This window comes from Pseudomonas sp. GW531-T4 (genome assembly GCF_017349615.1).
In the GTDB taxonomy this organism is placed as follows: Bacteria; Pseudomonadota; Gammaproteobacteria; order Pseudomonadales; family Pseudomonadaceae; genus Aquipseudomonas; species Aquipseudomonas chlororaphis_I.
The window spans coordinates 1-12,568 of record NZ_JACMZT010000039.1 but is presented as its reverse complement, the minus strand read 5'-3'; the positions used below and the strand labels follow the sequence as shown (position 1 = coordinate 12,568).

Genomic DNA, 12,568 nt, shown 5'->3' with positions numbered 1-12,568 from the left:
GGACCTGCGGTCCTATCGCAGCCTGCGGCAGCTTCTGTAGGAGCGAAGCTTGCTCGCGATCAAGGCGCCGCGGTGTATCAGGCAGGCCGCCATCGCGGGCAAGCCTCGCTCCTACAAGAGGCGGGTTCGCGCTGCAATCAGCGCCGATTCCCACGCAACCCCGTGTCAGCTCAAATAATTTCTTCTGGTTATATAAACATTCTTAAATAGTATTTTTAAGAATATCTGCGCCTATCTACTATTGCCCTCACGCCGCAAGCAGTGCCGCCACTGCCAGGCACATCTCATTCAGGAGCAACACCATGAGCGCATCTCTTCGTAGCGTTGACGGCCAGGACGAACAAACCATCTTGCGCGAGATTCAAAGCGCGTTGCGCGACCTGCGTTTCGGCGCGGTGGAAATCACCGTGCACAACGCCCAGGTCGTGCAGATCGAACGCAAGGAAAAATTCCGCCTGCAAAACCCTGGCAATAAACCAAGCTGAATTTCGCACTACCTCTCGCCGCGAGAGGCCCGACTGGACCACCGGAGGGCGTCATCCATGACCCCCAACCTGAACCCCAGCGTTCGCCCACGAATGCGGGCCTGATTCGCCATAAGAAAAATGCCAGCACATTAAAAAATTCGGGAGCTCCATCATGTCGTCGATTCGCCGTTATGCCCTGGCCGCCCTCGCCAGCGCCGTTTTTGCCGGTTCCGCCGTTGCCAAGGATTACGAATTGCTCAACGTGTCGTACGACCCGACCCGTGAGCTGTACCAGGACTACAACACCGAATTCACGAGTTTCTGGAAAAAGGAACACCCGGGCGACAACGTCAAGATCCAGCAATCCCACGGTGGCTCGGGCAAGCAGGGCCGCGCGGTGATCGACGGCCTGCGCGCCGACGTGGTGACCCTGGCGCTGGCGGGCGACATCGATGAAATCGCCAAGCTCGGCAAGAGCCTGCCGGCCGACTGGCAAAAACGCCTGCCGGATGCGAGCACGCCCTACACCTCGACCATCGTGTTCCTGGTGCGCAAGGGCAACCCCAAGGGCATCAAGGACTGGGGCGACCTGATCAAGAAAGACGTGTCGGTGATCACCCCGAACCCGAAAACCTCCGGTGGTGCCCGCTGGAACTTCCTTGCCGCCTGGGCCTATGGCCTGAAAGCCGGTGGCAGCGAAGCCAAGGCCCAGGAATACGTGAAGGAGTTGTTCAAGCACGTACCGGTGCTGGATACCGGCGCCCGCGGCTCGACCATCACCTTCGTCAACAACGGTCAGGGTGATGTGTTGCTGGCCTGGGAAAACGAAGCCTTCCTGGCATTGAAGGAAGACGGCGGCGCCGACAAGTTCGACATCGTGGTGCCTTCGCTGTCGATCCTCGCCGAGCCGCCAGTGGCGGTGGTGGACAAGAACGCCGAGAAAAAGGGCAACACCGAGATCGCCGAGGCCTACCTCAAGCACCTGTACAGCCCGGCCGGCCAGGAAATCGCGGCGAAGAACTTCTATCGTCCGCGGGACAAGGATGTGGCGGCCAAATACGCTCAGCAGTTCCCGAAACTGGACCTGGTGACCATCGACAAGGACTTCGGCGGCTGGAAAACTGCCCAACCGAAATTCTTCAATGATGGCGGGGTGTTCGACCAGATCTACCAGGCGCAATAAGCAACACTACCTGTAGGAGCGAGCTTGCTCGCGAAGATCGTCAACGATGACGCGTACATTCTGAATGAGCGCGGTGCCCTTGAGTTCTTCGCGAGCGAGCTCGCTCCTACAATGGTATCTACCCGCTAACCAAGGACTTTTATGTCGCGTCGTATCTCCCCCGTCATACCCGGCTTCGGGCTGACGCTGGGCTACACCTTGGTGTACCTCAGCCTGATTGTGCTCATACCCCTGGCGGCGATGTTCGTGCATGCCGCCCAACTCACCTGGGATCAGTTCTGGGCCATTGTCTCGGCTCCGCGGGTACTCGCCGCGCTCAAGCTGAGCTTCGGCACGGCGCTGTACGCGGCGATCATCAACGGCGTGATCGGCACGCTGCTGGCCTGGGTGCTGGTGCGCTACAGCTTTCCCGGGCGCAAGATCATCGACGCGATGATCGACCTGCCGTTCGCCCTGCCCACCGCCGTGGCCGGTATCGCGCTGACCGCGCTGTACGCGCCGACCGGCCTGGTCGGCCAGTTCGCCACCGACCTGGGGTTCAAGATCGCCTACACCCCGCTGGGCATCACCCTGGCGCTGACTTTCGTCACCCTGCCGTTCGTGGTGCGCACCGTACAGCCGGTGCTGGCCGACATTCCCCGGGAAGTCGAAGAAGCCGCCGCCTGCCTTGGCGCCAAACCCTGGCAGGTGTTCCGCCACATCCTGGTGCCGGCGCTGCTGCCGGCCTGGCTGACCGGTTTTGCCCTGGCCTTTGCCCGGGGCGTCGGCGAGTACGGCTCGGTGATCTTCATCGCCGGCAACATGCCGATGAAAACCGAAATCCTGCCGCTGCTGATCATGGTCAAGCTCGACCAGTACGATTACACCGGCGCGACCTCCATCGGCGTGTTGATGCTGGTGGTTTCCTTTGTCCTGTTGCTGCTGATCAACCTGCTGCAACGGCGCATCGAACGACCTTAAGGAGGCGCGAAGCATGTCCCAATCGTCCATTTCCGCAGCCTCTTCGGCCAACGCCGACCGTCGTGGCAGCGCCACTTCGCGGCGCATCCTGATCGGCCTTGGCTGGCTGATCTTCGCCCTGTTCCTGCTGCTGCCACTGTTCATCGTGGTGTCCCAGGGGCTCAAGCTCGGCCTCGGTGCGTTCTTCGCCGCGATCTTCGAGCCGGACGCATTGTCGGCCCTGAAGCTGACGGTGATCGCCGTGCTGATCTCGGTGCCGCTGAACCTGGTGTTCGGCGTCAGCGCCGCCTGGTGCGTGAGCAAATACACCTTCCGCGGCAAGAGCATCCTGGTGACCCTGATCGACCTGCCGTTCTCGGTGTCGCCGGTGATCGCCGGCCTGGTCTACGTGCTGATGTTCGGCGCCCAGGGCCTGTTCGGGCCGTGGCTGCAGGATCACGATATCCAGATCGTGTTCGCCCTGCCGGGCATCGTCCTGGCGACCATCTTCGTCACTGTGCCCTTCGTCGCCCGTGAGCTGATCCCGCTGATGCAGGAGCAGGGCACCCAGGAAGAGGAAGCCGCGCGGCTGCTGGGGGCCAACGGCTGGCAGATGTTCTGGCATGTGACCGTGCCGAACATCAAGTGGGGCCTGATCTACGGCGTGGTGCTCTGCACCGCGCGGGCCATGGGGGAATTCGGCGCGGTGTCGGTGGTTTCCGGGCACATTCGCGGGGTGACCAACACCCTGCCGCTGCACGTCGAGATCCTCTACAACGAATACAACCACGTCGCCGCGTTCGCCGTCGCGAGCCTGTTGCTGATCCTGGCGCTCTTCATCCTGCTGCTCAAGCAGTGGAGCGAAAACCGAATCAACCGCCTGCGCGCCAGCGCCGCGGAGGAATGAATCATGTCGATCGAAGTCCGTAACGTCAGCAAGAACTTCAACGCCTTCAAGGCCCTGAACAGCATCAACCTGGACATCCAGAGCGGCGAGCTGGTGGCGCTGCTGGGCCCGTCCGGCTGCGGCAAGACCACCCTGCTGCGGATCATCGCCGGCCTGGAAACCCCGGACGCCGGCAGCATCGTGTTCCACGGCGAGGACGTCTCCGGCCACGACGTGCGCGATCGCAACGTCGGTTTCGTGTTCCAGCACTACGCGCTGTTCCGCCATATGAGCGTGTTCGACAACGTTGCCTTCGGCCTGCGCATGAAGCCGAAAAACCAGCGCCCGAGCGAAAGCAGGATCGCCGAGAAGGTCCATGAGCTGTTGAACATGGTGCAGCTGGACTGGCTCGCCGACCGCTATCCGGAGCAACTGTCCGGCGGCCAGCGCCAGCGGATCGCCCTGGCCCGCGCCCTGGCGGTGGAGCCGAAAGTGCTGCTGCTGGACGAACCCTTCGGTGCCCTGGACGCCAAGGTGCGCAAGGAGCTGCGCCGCTGGCTGGCGCGCCTGCACGAAGACATCAACCTGACCTCGGTATTCGTCACCCACGACCAGGAGGAAGCCATGGAAGTGGCGGACCGCATCGTGGTGATGAACAAAGGCGTGATCGAGCAGATCGGCTCGCCGGGCGAGGTGTACGAGAACCCGGCCAGCGACTTCGTCTACCACTTCCTCGGCGACTCCAACCGCCTGCACCTGGGCGAGGACCACCATGTGCTGTTCCGTCCGCACGAAGTGTCGCTGTCGCGCTCCGAACTGGCCGACCACCATGCCGCCGAAGTGCGCGATATCCGTCCGCTGGGCGCCACCACCCGGGTGACCTTGAAGGTCGAAGGGCAGAGCGAACTGATCGAGGCCGAAGTGGTGAAAGACCATGACAGCCTGGTCGGGCTGGCCAAGGGCGAGACGCTGTTCTTCAAGCCCAAGGTCTGGCAGAAGGTCGCCAATATCTAAACGTCAAAAGCATCGCGAGCAAGTCGGATCGCCGCCCGCTCGCTCCTACAGATCGGCGTCGTTCGTAAATGTCGCGAACGACACGAACCTGTAGGAGCGAGGCTTGCCCGCGATAGCGATCTACACCGCCGCGCGCTTCGGATTGACCCGCACCCCTCCCGCCCGCGCCTCGATCTCATGCTTGAGCGCCTGGCGCAGCCCCAGCAGAAACGCCAGCTCCGCCACCACGAACAACGGCCCGACGATCAGCCCCGAGACATCGTCGACAAAGGCCGGCTTGCGCCCTTCGTAGTAATGGCCGACGAACTGGATCACCCAGCCGATCACGAACATGCCCACCCCGCTGGCCAGCCAGACCAGGGTGCTTTGTTGCGCCAGTGCATGGCCGGCCCACACCGACAGCCCCATCAGCAGCGTCATCAGCAGGCCCAGGCGCAACTCCAGGCGCAGGTAGAACCCGCATGACGCCAGCGCCAGCAACAGCGCCGGCGACAGCCACAGCCCGGCGACCGGCCAGGCGGGGCGCGACAGCAGGACCGCGACGGCCAGCACAATCAGCGGAATGCCGATAAAGTGGCTGGCGATGTTGCGCGGATCACGGTGGTAGGCGGCGTATTGACTGAGATGGTCGACGAGGCTTTTCATTGTTGTTCCTCCTGTAGGGTGATCGAATCATGCCCTGCGCCGGTTGCCGGCTCTGTCAGCTAGGCGACAATCGGCTCGCTGCCCGTGTGGATAACGCTATCGATGAAGATGCAGGTCTGGCGTGAGCGCCTGATGAGCGGCCAGTGGTTCAGCCGCTTGCCCGTTGAATTACAGAATAGTCTGCTGGCCAATGCCCGTTTGCGCTCGCTGGCGCCGGGCCAGCGCCTGTTCCAGCGCGGCGATCCGCCCTGCGGCCTGTACGCGGTGCTGGAAGGCACGGTGCGCGTCGGCGCGGTCAGCGAGCAAGGCAAGGAGGCGCTGCTGAGCCTGGTGGAGGCGCCGCACTGGTTCGGCGAGATCTGCCTGTTCGACGGCCAGCCGCGCACCCATGACGCCTATGCCGTGGGCCCGTGCAGCCTGCTCAATGTGCCCCAGGCGGCGCTGCTCGAACTGCTGGACGAGCACCCGCAATACTGGCGGCAGCTGGCGCTGTTGATGAGCCACAAGCTGCGCCTGGCCTTTATCAACCTCGAACAGCTGAGCCTGATGCCGGCCCCGGCGCGGGTGGCCAACCGCCTGTTGATGATCGCCCGCGGCTACGGCGAGACCGACACCCCGCGCCGGGTCCTGCACCTGCCCCAGGAGCAACTGGCGCTGCTGCTGTCGCTGTCGCGCCAGACCACCAACCAGATCCTCAAGGATTTGCAGGGGCAGGGCATTCTCAAGCTGGGGTATGGCGAGATCGAGATCCTCGACGAAGACCGGTTGCGGATATTGGCCGGGGTTTGACCGTCAGATCGCTATCGCGAGCAAGCTCGCTCCTACAGGGGCCTGCGTTGTTCATGTAGGAGCGAGCTTGCTCGCGATGAGGCCGGCACTAGCACCGCCAGTCTCCCAGTTAACGCAGCCCATCGCGAAACTGCCCCGGCGTCATCCCGGTCCAGCGCTTGAACGCGCGGCTGAAGCTGCTGGCATCGGCGAACCCCAGCAGGTAACTGATCTCGCTCAGGGAACACTGCGGGTCGCGCAGGTGCAGCAGGGCCAGGTTCTCCCGGCATTCGTTGAGCAGGGTGTCGAAGCGACAACCCTCGTCCGCCAGGTGGCGTTGCAGGCTGCGCAGGCTCAGGTGCAGGGCCTGGGCGACCCGTTCGGCCGAGGGTTCGCCTTCCGGCAACTGGGACTCAATGACCCCGCGCACCTTGCGCTCCCAGGTCAAGGGTTGCAGTTGCATCAGGGTGCGCTTGAGCACGGCCTCGTTGTGTTCGGCCAGTTCCGGGTTGGCGTCGTCCAGGTGGCTGTCGAAGTCGTGCAGGCCGAACTCCAGGCGGTCCTCGTCGGCGCTGAAAAACACCGGCGCGCGAAACACTGTGTGCCATTGCTTGGGGTCCACCGGTTCGGGGCGCCGCAGGTACACCGCCAGCGGCGCATAGTCGCGGCCCAGGCGGTTGCGGCAGGTGCGCACGTAGATCGCGACAAAGGCGTCGATGGCCTCGAACGCCGGTTCCGGGTTGCCCTCGGGGACCTTCAGGCGAAAGCGATAACGGTCCTCGGTGCGGGTCAGCTCCAGCTCCAGGGCATCGCTGACCACCTGGTGATAACGCACGATGCGCTCGAACACTTCCCGCAGGCTGCCGCTGGCCACCAGCGCATAACCCAGGGCATGGAAGGTGGTCGGGCTGACGAAGCGCGAGACCCGCAGGCCGATGGCCGGGTCGCCGCTGGCCTGCACCGCCAGTTGCCACAGGCGGGTAGTGCCCGACAGCGGGTAGCGGGCGTTGGGGTCGTCCATCAGTTGCGGGTCGAGGCCGGCCTGCTGGCACAGGGCGGTGCTGTCGAGGCCCAGGGCGTCGAGCTGCTTGCGCAGGGCGCGGGTCCAGCTGGCGAGGGAAGTGGGTTCGGTCATGGCGGTTGGCGCGTCCGGTCAACAGGTTGGCGTCCGCGGCTAGCGCCCGGCGCGCGGGCGCAGGGCAGGATGCGAACATCAATAACCAGAGGATGGAAGCATGCACGGTACTTCTGCAAGTCCCGACCGGCTGAATGCTCAGCAACGATCGGCGCATATTCGTGAGGTGGTGCTGGCCAGGGGCGTCGAGTTGCGCGAGCGCTACCCGCTGCTCAAGCATCAGGACGCGTTGGGCGCGGGCATCCTGGCCTTGGCCCTGGCCGGGATGATCGGCACGGCGGCGCTCTATATCGGCGGGTACATGGCCTGGTGGGCCTGCCTGCTGCTCAACGCATTTTTCGCCTCCTTGACCCACGAGCTGGAACACGACCTGATCCACAGCATGTATTTCCGCAAGCAGCGCATCCCCCACAACCTGATGCTGGCGCTGGTCTGGCTGGCGCGGCCGAGCACCATCAATCCCTGGATCCGCCGTCATTTGCACCTCAATCACCACAAGGTGTCCGGCACCGAGGCCGACATGGAGGAGCGCGCCATCACCAACGGCGAGCCCTGGGGTTTCGCCCGCCTGCTGATGGTTGGCGACAACGTCATGTCGTCGTTGATCCGCACCCTGCGGGCCAGGACCTGGGCGCACAAACTCAATATCCTCAAGCGCACCCTGAAGGTGTACGCACCGCTGGCGTTACTGCATTGGGGGGCCTGGTATGTGTTTCTCGGCTTCCACGCCGCCAATGGCGTCGCCGCGCTGCTGGGTTCGTCCATCGATTGGTCGGCCGACACCCTGGCGGTGATGCAGGTGATCGATATCGCCGTGGTGGTGATCATCGGCCCCAATGTGCTGCGCACCTTTTGCCTGCACTTCGTCAGCTCGAACATGCACTACTACGGCGACATCGAGGCGGGCAACGTGATCCAGCAGACCCAGGTGCTCAACCCCTGGTGGTTGTGGCCGTTGCAGGCGTTCTGCTTCAATTTCGGCAGCACCCACGGCATCCACCATTTCGTGGTCAAGGAACCCTTCTATATCCGCCAGCTGACCGCGCCGGTGGCGCACAAGGTGATGGCCGAGATGGGCGTGCGCTTCAACGATTTCGGCACCTTCGGCCGGGCCAATCGCTTTACCCGCAAGGAACAGGCGGCGGCGCAGGTGGTGCGGGGCGTCAGGGCGTGATGGATCGGCGTTGAGGGCCAATCGCGGGCAAGCCTCGCTCCTACAGAGCTGTGTCGTTCGCGACATTTATGAACGACGCCCATCCGTAGGAGCGAGGCTTGCCCGCGATAACGATTACCCGGACGCCGCAATCCCCGGCGCCTTGCACAACCCTGTAGCCGCTGCCGCAGGCTGCGATCGGCCGGTACGGCCGCAGCGATCTCAAGGCCCTAGGAGGTCCTGCGGACCTATCGCAGCCTTCGGCAGCGGCTACGGGATCAATCCGGCTGGAACGGCGAGGCGCTGAGGATCACCCCGGTTTCGTCCACGTATTGCTGCCAATGGCCGATCAGCGCACTGAGCTTGTCCGGATTGCTCTGTGCCAGGTCGTGGATCTCCCCCGGGTCCTGGCTCAGGTCGTACAGCTGCCAGGTCGCCGGGCCCACGGGGCCGGGGATGTACACCGCTTTCCACTGGCCCTGGCGAATCGCCCGGCGGCCGAACAGCTCCCAGCCGGTGACCGTGTGTTCGTCGTGCACCTGCGCGGTCTCGCCGGACAGGAAGCCCAGCCACGACTTGCCCCGCAACGGCGTCACCTCCTTGCCGCGCCAGCGCTTGCCCGGATGGCGCACGCCGGCCAGGTCGAGAATGGTCGGGGTGATGTCCATCACCGTGCCGAAGCCATGGCTGATCCGGCCCTTGAGCGACAGCTGTGGGTAATGCACCAGCGCCGGCACGCGGATCCCGCCTTCGGTGGTGAAGGCCTTGAACAGGCGCGACGGGGCGGTGGCGACCTGCGCCCAGGCCGGGCCGTACCAGACGTAGGAGTTGGCGCGGCCGATGTTGTCCAGGCTGTTGTCGTAGTGCTGGTTGAGGTAGGTCAAAAGCTGCGGGCCGAACTTGGGGAAGGCCTCCAGCAGCGCGCCTTCGGCGCCGTTGTCGGACATGAACAGGATAAAGGTGTTGTCCAGCTGGCCCTGCTTGCGCAGGTAGTCCACCACCCGGCCGATGTTCCAGTCCATGCGCTCGACCATCGCCGCGTAGACCTCCATGGCCCGCGCGGAAACCTGGCGTTGCTGCTCGCTCAAGGCTGCCCATTCGGCGCTCAGGCCCAGCAGCGGGTGCGGTTCCACATCGGCCTCGATCAGCCCCAGTTGCTTGAGCTTTTCCAGGCGCTCCAGGCGCAACACCTCGGGGCCGACGTCATAACGACCACGGTACTTGGCCACCACTTCCTCGGGGGCCTGCAGCGGCCAGTGCGGCGCGGAAAACGGCAGGTAGGCGAAGAACGGCCGGGTCTGGTCGCGCTCCTTGAGGTACTGCAGCAGCTTGTCGCCGAAGGCGTCGGAGGAATAGAAGTCCTTGGGCAACTCGTCGATGAAGCGGTCGTCCTCGATGTACAGCGCCGGGGTGGATTTGAGCAGGCCCGGGGTGTTTTCGTCGTAGGTCGGCTCGAAACCGTAGTGGTTGGCGGCGCCGGGCAGCAGCGAGAACGAACGCTCGAAACCACGGGCGTGGGGCGCCAGTTCGGCGGTCAGGCCCAGGTGCCATTTGCCGCTCATCAGGGTCTGGTAGCCGGCGTCGCGCAGCAGCTCGGGCAGGGCCACCACGCGGTCGTTGAGGTGGCCCTCGTAGCCCGGCTTGCCGATCAGTTCCGGGGTCAGGGCCTCGGCCATGGTGCCGATGCCGGCGATATGGTGGTCGGTGCCGGTGAGCAGCATGGAGCGGGTCGGCGAGCAGGTCGGCGCGGTGTGGAAGTCGGTCAGGCGCAGGCCGTTGAAAGCCAGGGCATCGAGGTTCGGCGTGGCGATTTCGCCGCCGAACGCGCCGAGATCGGAAAAGCCCAGGTCGTCGGCGAGGATCACCAGGAAGTTGGGACGTTGCGGCATCTATTCACTCCTTATCAGCAAGCAATAAAGGCCAGTGGCAGGTCACGGATCTGGGCGGGCAAAGGCACCTGGTAGTGATCGTCGCTGGTCAGTTCGTGGAGCAGTTCTTCGCGCAGCTGGTGGAAGTCGAAACTGCTGCGCTGGCGCGGATGGGGCAGGGCGATGTCCACCACCCGCTTGATCCGGCCGGGGCGCGGTTCCATCACCACCACGCGGTCGGCGAGGAAGATCGCTTCCTCGACGTCATGGGTGACCAGCACCGTGGTGATCCTGGCCCGCTCGCGGATCGCCAGCAGCTCGTCCTGCATCTGCTGGCGGGTCAGCGCATCGAGGGCGCCGAAGGGTTCGTCCAGCAGCAGGATGCGCGGGCTGGCCACCAGGCCGCGGGCGATGGCCACCCGTTGCGCCATGCCGCCGGAGAGCTGGTGCGGGTAGGCGCGGGTGAAATCGGTGAGGCCCACCAGTTCGATGAAATCGGCGACGCGGGTTTGCCGTTCGCTGGCGCTCAGGGCTTCGTTGACCAGGCCCAGGCCGATGTTTTCCTCGACCGTCAGCCAGGGGAACAGGCGGTGTTCCTGAAACACGATGCCGCGTTCGCCGCCGATGCCGTTGACGGCCTTGCCGTCGACGCGGATCTCGCCGCGAAACTGCGTATCCAGGCCGATCAGCAGACGCAGCAGGGTGGATTTGCCGCAGCCGCTGGAGCCGACGATGGCGACGAATTCGCCCTCGGCGATTTCCAGGTTGAATTCGCGGATCGCCTCCAGTTCGCCGCCGGCGACCTCGAAGGTCTTGCCCACCTGGTTGAAGCTGACGATGGGGGAAGGTACGAGTGCGTTCATGCGTGTCTCCAGCGCGTGGCGCGGGTTTCGAGCTGTTGGCCAATGAGGTTGAGCAGGGCGCCGGTGAGGCCCACCAGGAGCATGCCGGCGAGGATCAGGTCCATGCGCAGCAGTTGTTGGGCGCCGATCATCTGGCTGCCGATGCCGCCGTTGGACGGCATGAAATATTCCGCGCCGATGGTCCCCAGCCAGGCGTAGATCAGGCTCAGGCGCAGCCCGGCGAAGATCCCCGGCGCGGCGCCCGGCAGCACCAGGCGGCGCAGGCGTTGCCAGAGGTTCAGGCGCAGCACTTGCGCCGCCTCGGTCAGTTGCGGCGACAGGTTGGCGACGCTGCGCTGGGTGGCGATAAACAGCGGGAAGAACGCGGCCAGCGCGACAAATACCCATTTCGCCAGTTCCCCCAGGCCGAACCAGGCGGTGAGCAGCGGCACCCAGGCGAAAATGGCGATCTGCCGGAACGCCGCCAGGATAGGGCCCAGAATCCGTTCGCTCAGATGCGACAAGCCCAGCAGCAGGCCCAGGGCAAAACCCAGGCCGCCGCCCAGCAACAGGCCGCCGAGGGTGCGCCGCAGGCTCAGGCCCAGGCCGCCGGACAGGCTGCCGTCGAGCAGGCCGTTCCAGGTGGTTTGCAGCACTGCCAGCGGGCTCACCAGAATGTTGGCGTCGACCCATTCCAACTGGTTCGCCACTTGCCACAGCGCCAGCAGGAACAGCGGTAGCAGCCAGGGTTGCAGGCGTTGCCAGCCCTGGTAGCGCGGGCCGCGGCGGATCTGCGCGATGGCCGGGTGCGGCCAGTGCACCAGGGCCTTGTCCAGCAGGCCGATGCCGCGGTCCATGGCCACGCCAATCACCCCGATCACCACGATGCAGACGAAGACGATATCCAGCATGAACAGCTGGCGCGCCCAGACCATCAGGTAGCCGATGCCTTCGCTGGAAGCCAGTAGTTCCACCGCCAGCAACGAGGTCCAGCCGGCGGCCAGGGCCAGGCGCACGCCGGCCATGAAGGCGGGCAGGGCGGCGGGCAGTATCAGCCGGCGGATCAGCAGGTGCGGCGGCAGGCGCAGCACGGCGGCGGCTTCGCGCAATCTGGGCTGGGCGTCGCGCACGCCGACCAGGGTATGCAGGGTCACGGGCACCACGATGGCCTTGACCAGGACCACCAGCTTGAGCAGTTCGCCAATGCCGAAAAACACCATGAACAGCGGGATCCAGGCCAGGGTCGGGACCTGGGCCAGGGCGGCGAAGGTCGGGAACACCAGGCGCTCCAGGCGCCGGCTGGAGCCCAGTGCCGCGCCCAGCACGGCGCCGGCGCCGATACCTGCCAGCAGGCCCCAGGCCAGCCGTTGCAGGCTGATCGCCAGATGGCTCCACAACTCGCCGCCGGCCAGATCGAGCGCGCTGCTCCAGACCAGCGCGGGTGCCGGCAGGATCTGCTCGCTCATCCAGGCATTACGGCTGGCCAGCCACCACAGGACGAACAGGCTCAGGGGCAGCAACCAGGGCAACAGCCGCCGGTGGATGCGCGGCCAGGACAGCGGCTTAGCGGAGGGCGCGGCCAACGGCAAGCTGAGAAGGGAAACACGGGCCATGGACGATCTCCGTTGTCGGGTTGTGCTGCATCTTTTTTCTTCTGTTCTTTCTTCT

12 protein-coding genes are annotated in these 12,568 nt (G+C 64.8%); 7 read left to right on the top strand and 5 right to left on the bottom strand.

What is annotated here, in order from left to right:
- The first annotated feature begins 302 nt into the window (after positions 1–302).
- The 5 genes from oscA (at position 303) to J4D28_RS24470 (ending at position 4,489) form a co-directional block, all read left to right on the top strand.
- Entirely contained in the window at positions 303–485 is a 183-nt protein-coding gene (gene oscA / locus J4D28_RS24490) for a sulfur starvation response protein OscA (RefSeq protein ID WP_009041629.1), read from the top strand.
- 154 nt (positions 486–639) lie between these two features.
- Positions 640–1,650, top strand: coding sequence for a sulfate ABC transporter substrate-binding protein (locus J4D28_RS24485; protein WP_016705023.1), 1,011 nt, complete (start codon positions 640–642; stop codon positions 1,648–1,650).
- Between the two features lie 141 nt (positions 1,651–1,791).
- A complete protein-coding gene (gene cysT, locus J4D28_RS24480; RefSeq protein WP_007921521.1) occupies positions 1,792–2,610 on the top strand; it encodes a sulfate ABC transporter permease subunit CysT in 819 nt (272 codons plus the stop codon).
- A gap of 13 nt (positions 2,611–2,623) precedes the next feature.
- Entirely contained in the window at positions 2,624–3,496 is an 873-nt protein-coding gene (cysW, locus tag J4D28_RS24475) for a sulfate ABC transporter permease subunit CysW (RefSeq protein ID WP_007921522.1), read from the top strand.
- Positions 3,497–3,499: 3 nt separating this feature from the next.
- A complete protein-coding gene (locus J4D28_RS24470; RefSeq protein ID WP_009041631.1) occupies positions 3,500–4,489 on the top strand; it encodes a sulfate/molybdate ABC transporter ATP-binding protein in 990 nt (329 codons plus the stop codon).
- A 120-nt stretch (positions 4,490–4,609) separates the two neighbouring features.
- Here the strand turns inward: J4D28_RS24470 and J4D28_RS24465 are convergent, their stop codons facing one another.
- Positions 4,610–5,134, bottom strand: coding sequence for a DUF962 domain-containing protein (locus J4D28_RS24465; RefSeq protein WP_009046390.1), 525 nt, complete (start codon positions 5,132–5,134; stop codon positions 4,610–4,612).
- A 102-nt stretch (positions 5,135–5,236) separates the two neighbouring features.
- Between J4D28_RS24465 and J4D28_RS24460 the strand changes: the two genes are divergently transcribed.
- Positions 5,237–5,923 carry a Crp/Fnr family transcriptional regulator gene (locus tag J4D28_RS24460; RefSeq protein ID WP_103331593.1) on the top strand — a complete coding sequence of 229 codons (687 nt, stop codon included), beginning with the start codon at positions 5,237–5,239 and terminating at the stop codon, positions 5,921–5,923.
- A 109-nt stretch (positions 5,924–6,032) separates the two neighbouring features.
- Here J4D28_RS24460 and J4D28_RS24455 read toward each other — a convergent pair whose 3' ends face one another.
- Positions 6,033–7,037 carry an AraC family transcriptional regulator gene (locus J4D28_RS24455; RefSeq protein ID WP_103331594.1) on the bottom strand — a complete coding sequence of 335 codons (1,005 nt, stop codon included), beginning with the start codon at positions 7,035–7,037 and terminating at the stop codon, positions 6,033–6,035.
- A gap of 100 nt (positions 7,038–7,137) precedes the next feature.
- On the opposite strand from J4D28_RS24455, the gene J4D28_RS24450 reads away from it, so the two are divergent.
- Positions 7,138–8,211 (top strand): fatty acid desaturase, encoded by a 1,074-nt coding sequence (locus J4D28_RS24450; protein WP_103331595.1) that lies wholly within the window; start codon positions 7,138–7,140, stop codon positions 8,209–8,211.
- Positions 8,212–8,468: 257 nt separating this feature from the next.
- Here J4D28_RS24450 and J4D28_RS24445 read toward each other — a convergent pair whose 3' ends face one another.
- The 3 genes from J4D28_RS24445 to J4D28_RS24435 are packed head-to-tail and all read right to left on the bottom strand — an operon-like array spanning position 8,469 to position 12,513.
- Positions 8,469–10,079 (bottom strand): arylsulfatase, encoded by a 1,611-nt coding sequence (locus tag J4D28_RS24445; RefSeq protein ID WP_207246465.1) that lies wholly within the window; start codon positions 10,077–10,079, stop codon positions 8,469–8,471.
- A gap of 14 nt (positions 10,080–10,093) precedes the next feature.
- Positions 10,094–10,921, bottom strand: a complete 828-nt coding sequence (locus J4D28_RS24440; RefSeq protein ID WP_016705027.1) for an ABC transporter ATP-binding protein — start codon at positions 10,919–10,921, stop codon at positions 10,094–10,096.
- On the bottom strand, positions 10,918–12,513 hold the full coding sequence (locus tag J4D28_RS24435) for an ABC transporter permease (RefSeq protein ID WP_103331597.1): 1,596 nt from the start codon (positions 12,511–12,513) through the stop codon (positions 10,918–10,920). Before J4D28_RS24435 ends, J4D28_RS24440 begins: the two co-directional genes overlap by 4 nt.
- Between the last annotated feature and the right edge of the window lie 55 nt (positions 12,514–12,568).

Coding starts and splice junctions, on each gene's coding strand:
- oscA (WP_009041629.1), top strand. CDS start 303: ATGAGCGCATCTCTTCGTAGCGTTGACGGCCAGGACGAACAAACCATC.
- J4D28_RS24450 (WP_103331595.1), top strand. CDS start 7,138: ATGCACGGTACTTCTGCAAGTCCCGACCGGCTGAATGCTCAGCAACGA.
- J4D28_RS24445 (WP_207246465.1), bottom strand. CDS start 10,079: ATGCCGCAACGTCCCAACTTCCTGGTGATCCTCGCCGACGACCTGGGC.
- J4D28_RS24455 (WP_103331594.1), bottom strand. CDS start 7,037: ATGACCGAACCCACTTCCCTCGCCAGCTGGACCCGCGCCCTGCGCAAG.
- J4D28_RS24435 (WP_103331597.1), bottom strand. CDS start 12,513: ATGGCCCGTGTTTCCCTTCTCAGCTTGCCGTTGGCCGCGCCCTCCGCT.
- J4D28_RS24485 (WP_016705023.1), top strand. CDS start 640: ATGTCGTCGATTCGCCGTTATGCCCTGGCCGCCCTCGCCAGCGCCGTT.
- cysT (WP_007921521.1), top strand. CDS start 1,792: ATGTCGCGTCGTATCTCCCCCGTCATACCCGGCTTCGGGCTGACGCTG.
- J4D28_RS24465 (WP_009046390.1), bottom strand. CDS start 5,134: ATGAAAAGCCTCGTCGACCATCTCAGTCAATACGCCGCCTACCACCGT.
- J4D28_RS24460 (WP_103331593.1), top strand. CDS start 5,237: ATGAAGATGCAGGTCTGGCGTGAGCGCCTGATGAGCGGCCAGTGGTTC.
- J4D28_RS24440 (WP_016705027.1), bottom strand. CDS start 10,921: ATGAACGCACTCGTACCTTCCCCCATCGTCAGCTTCAACCAGGTGGGC.
- cysW (WP_007921522.1), top strand. CDS start 2,624: ATGTCCCAATCGTCCATTTCCGCAGCCTCTTCGGCCAACGCCGACCGT.
- J4D28_RS24470 (WP_009041631.1), top strand. CDS start 3,500: ATGTCGATCGAAGTCCGTAACGTCAGCAAGAACTTCAACGCCTTCAAG.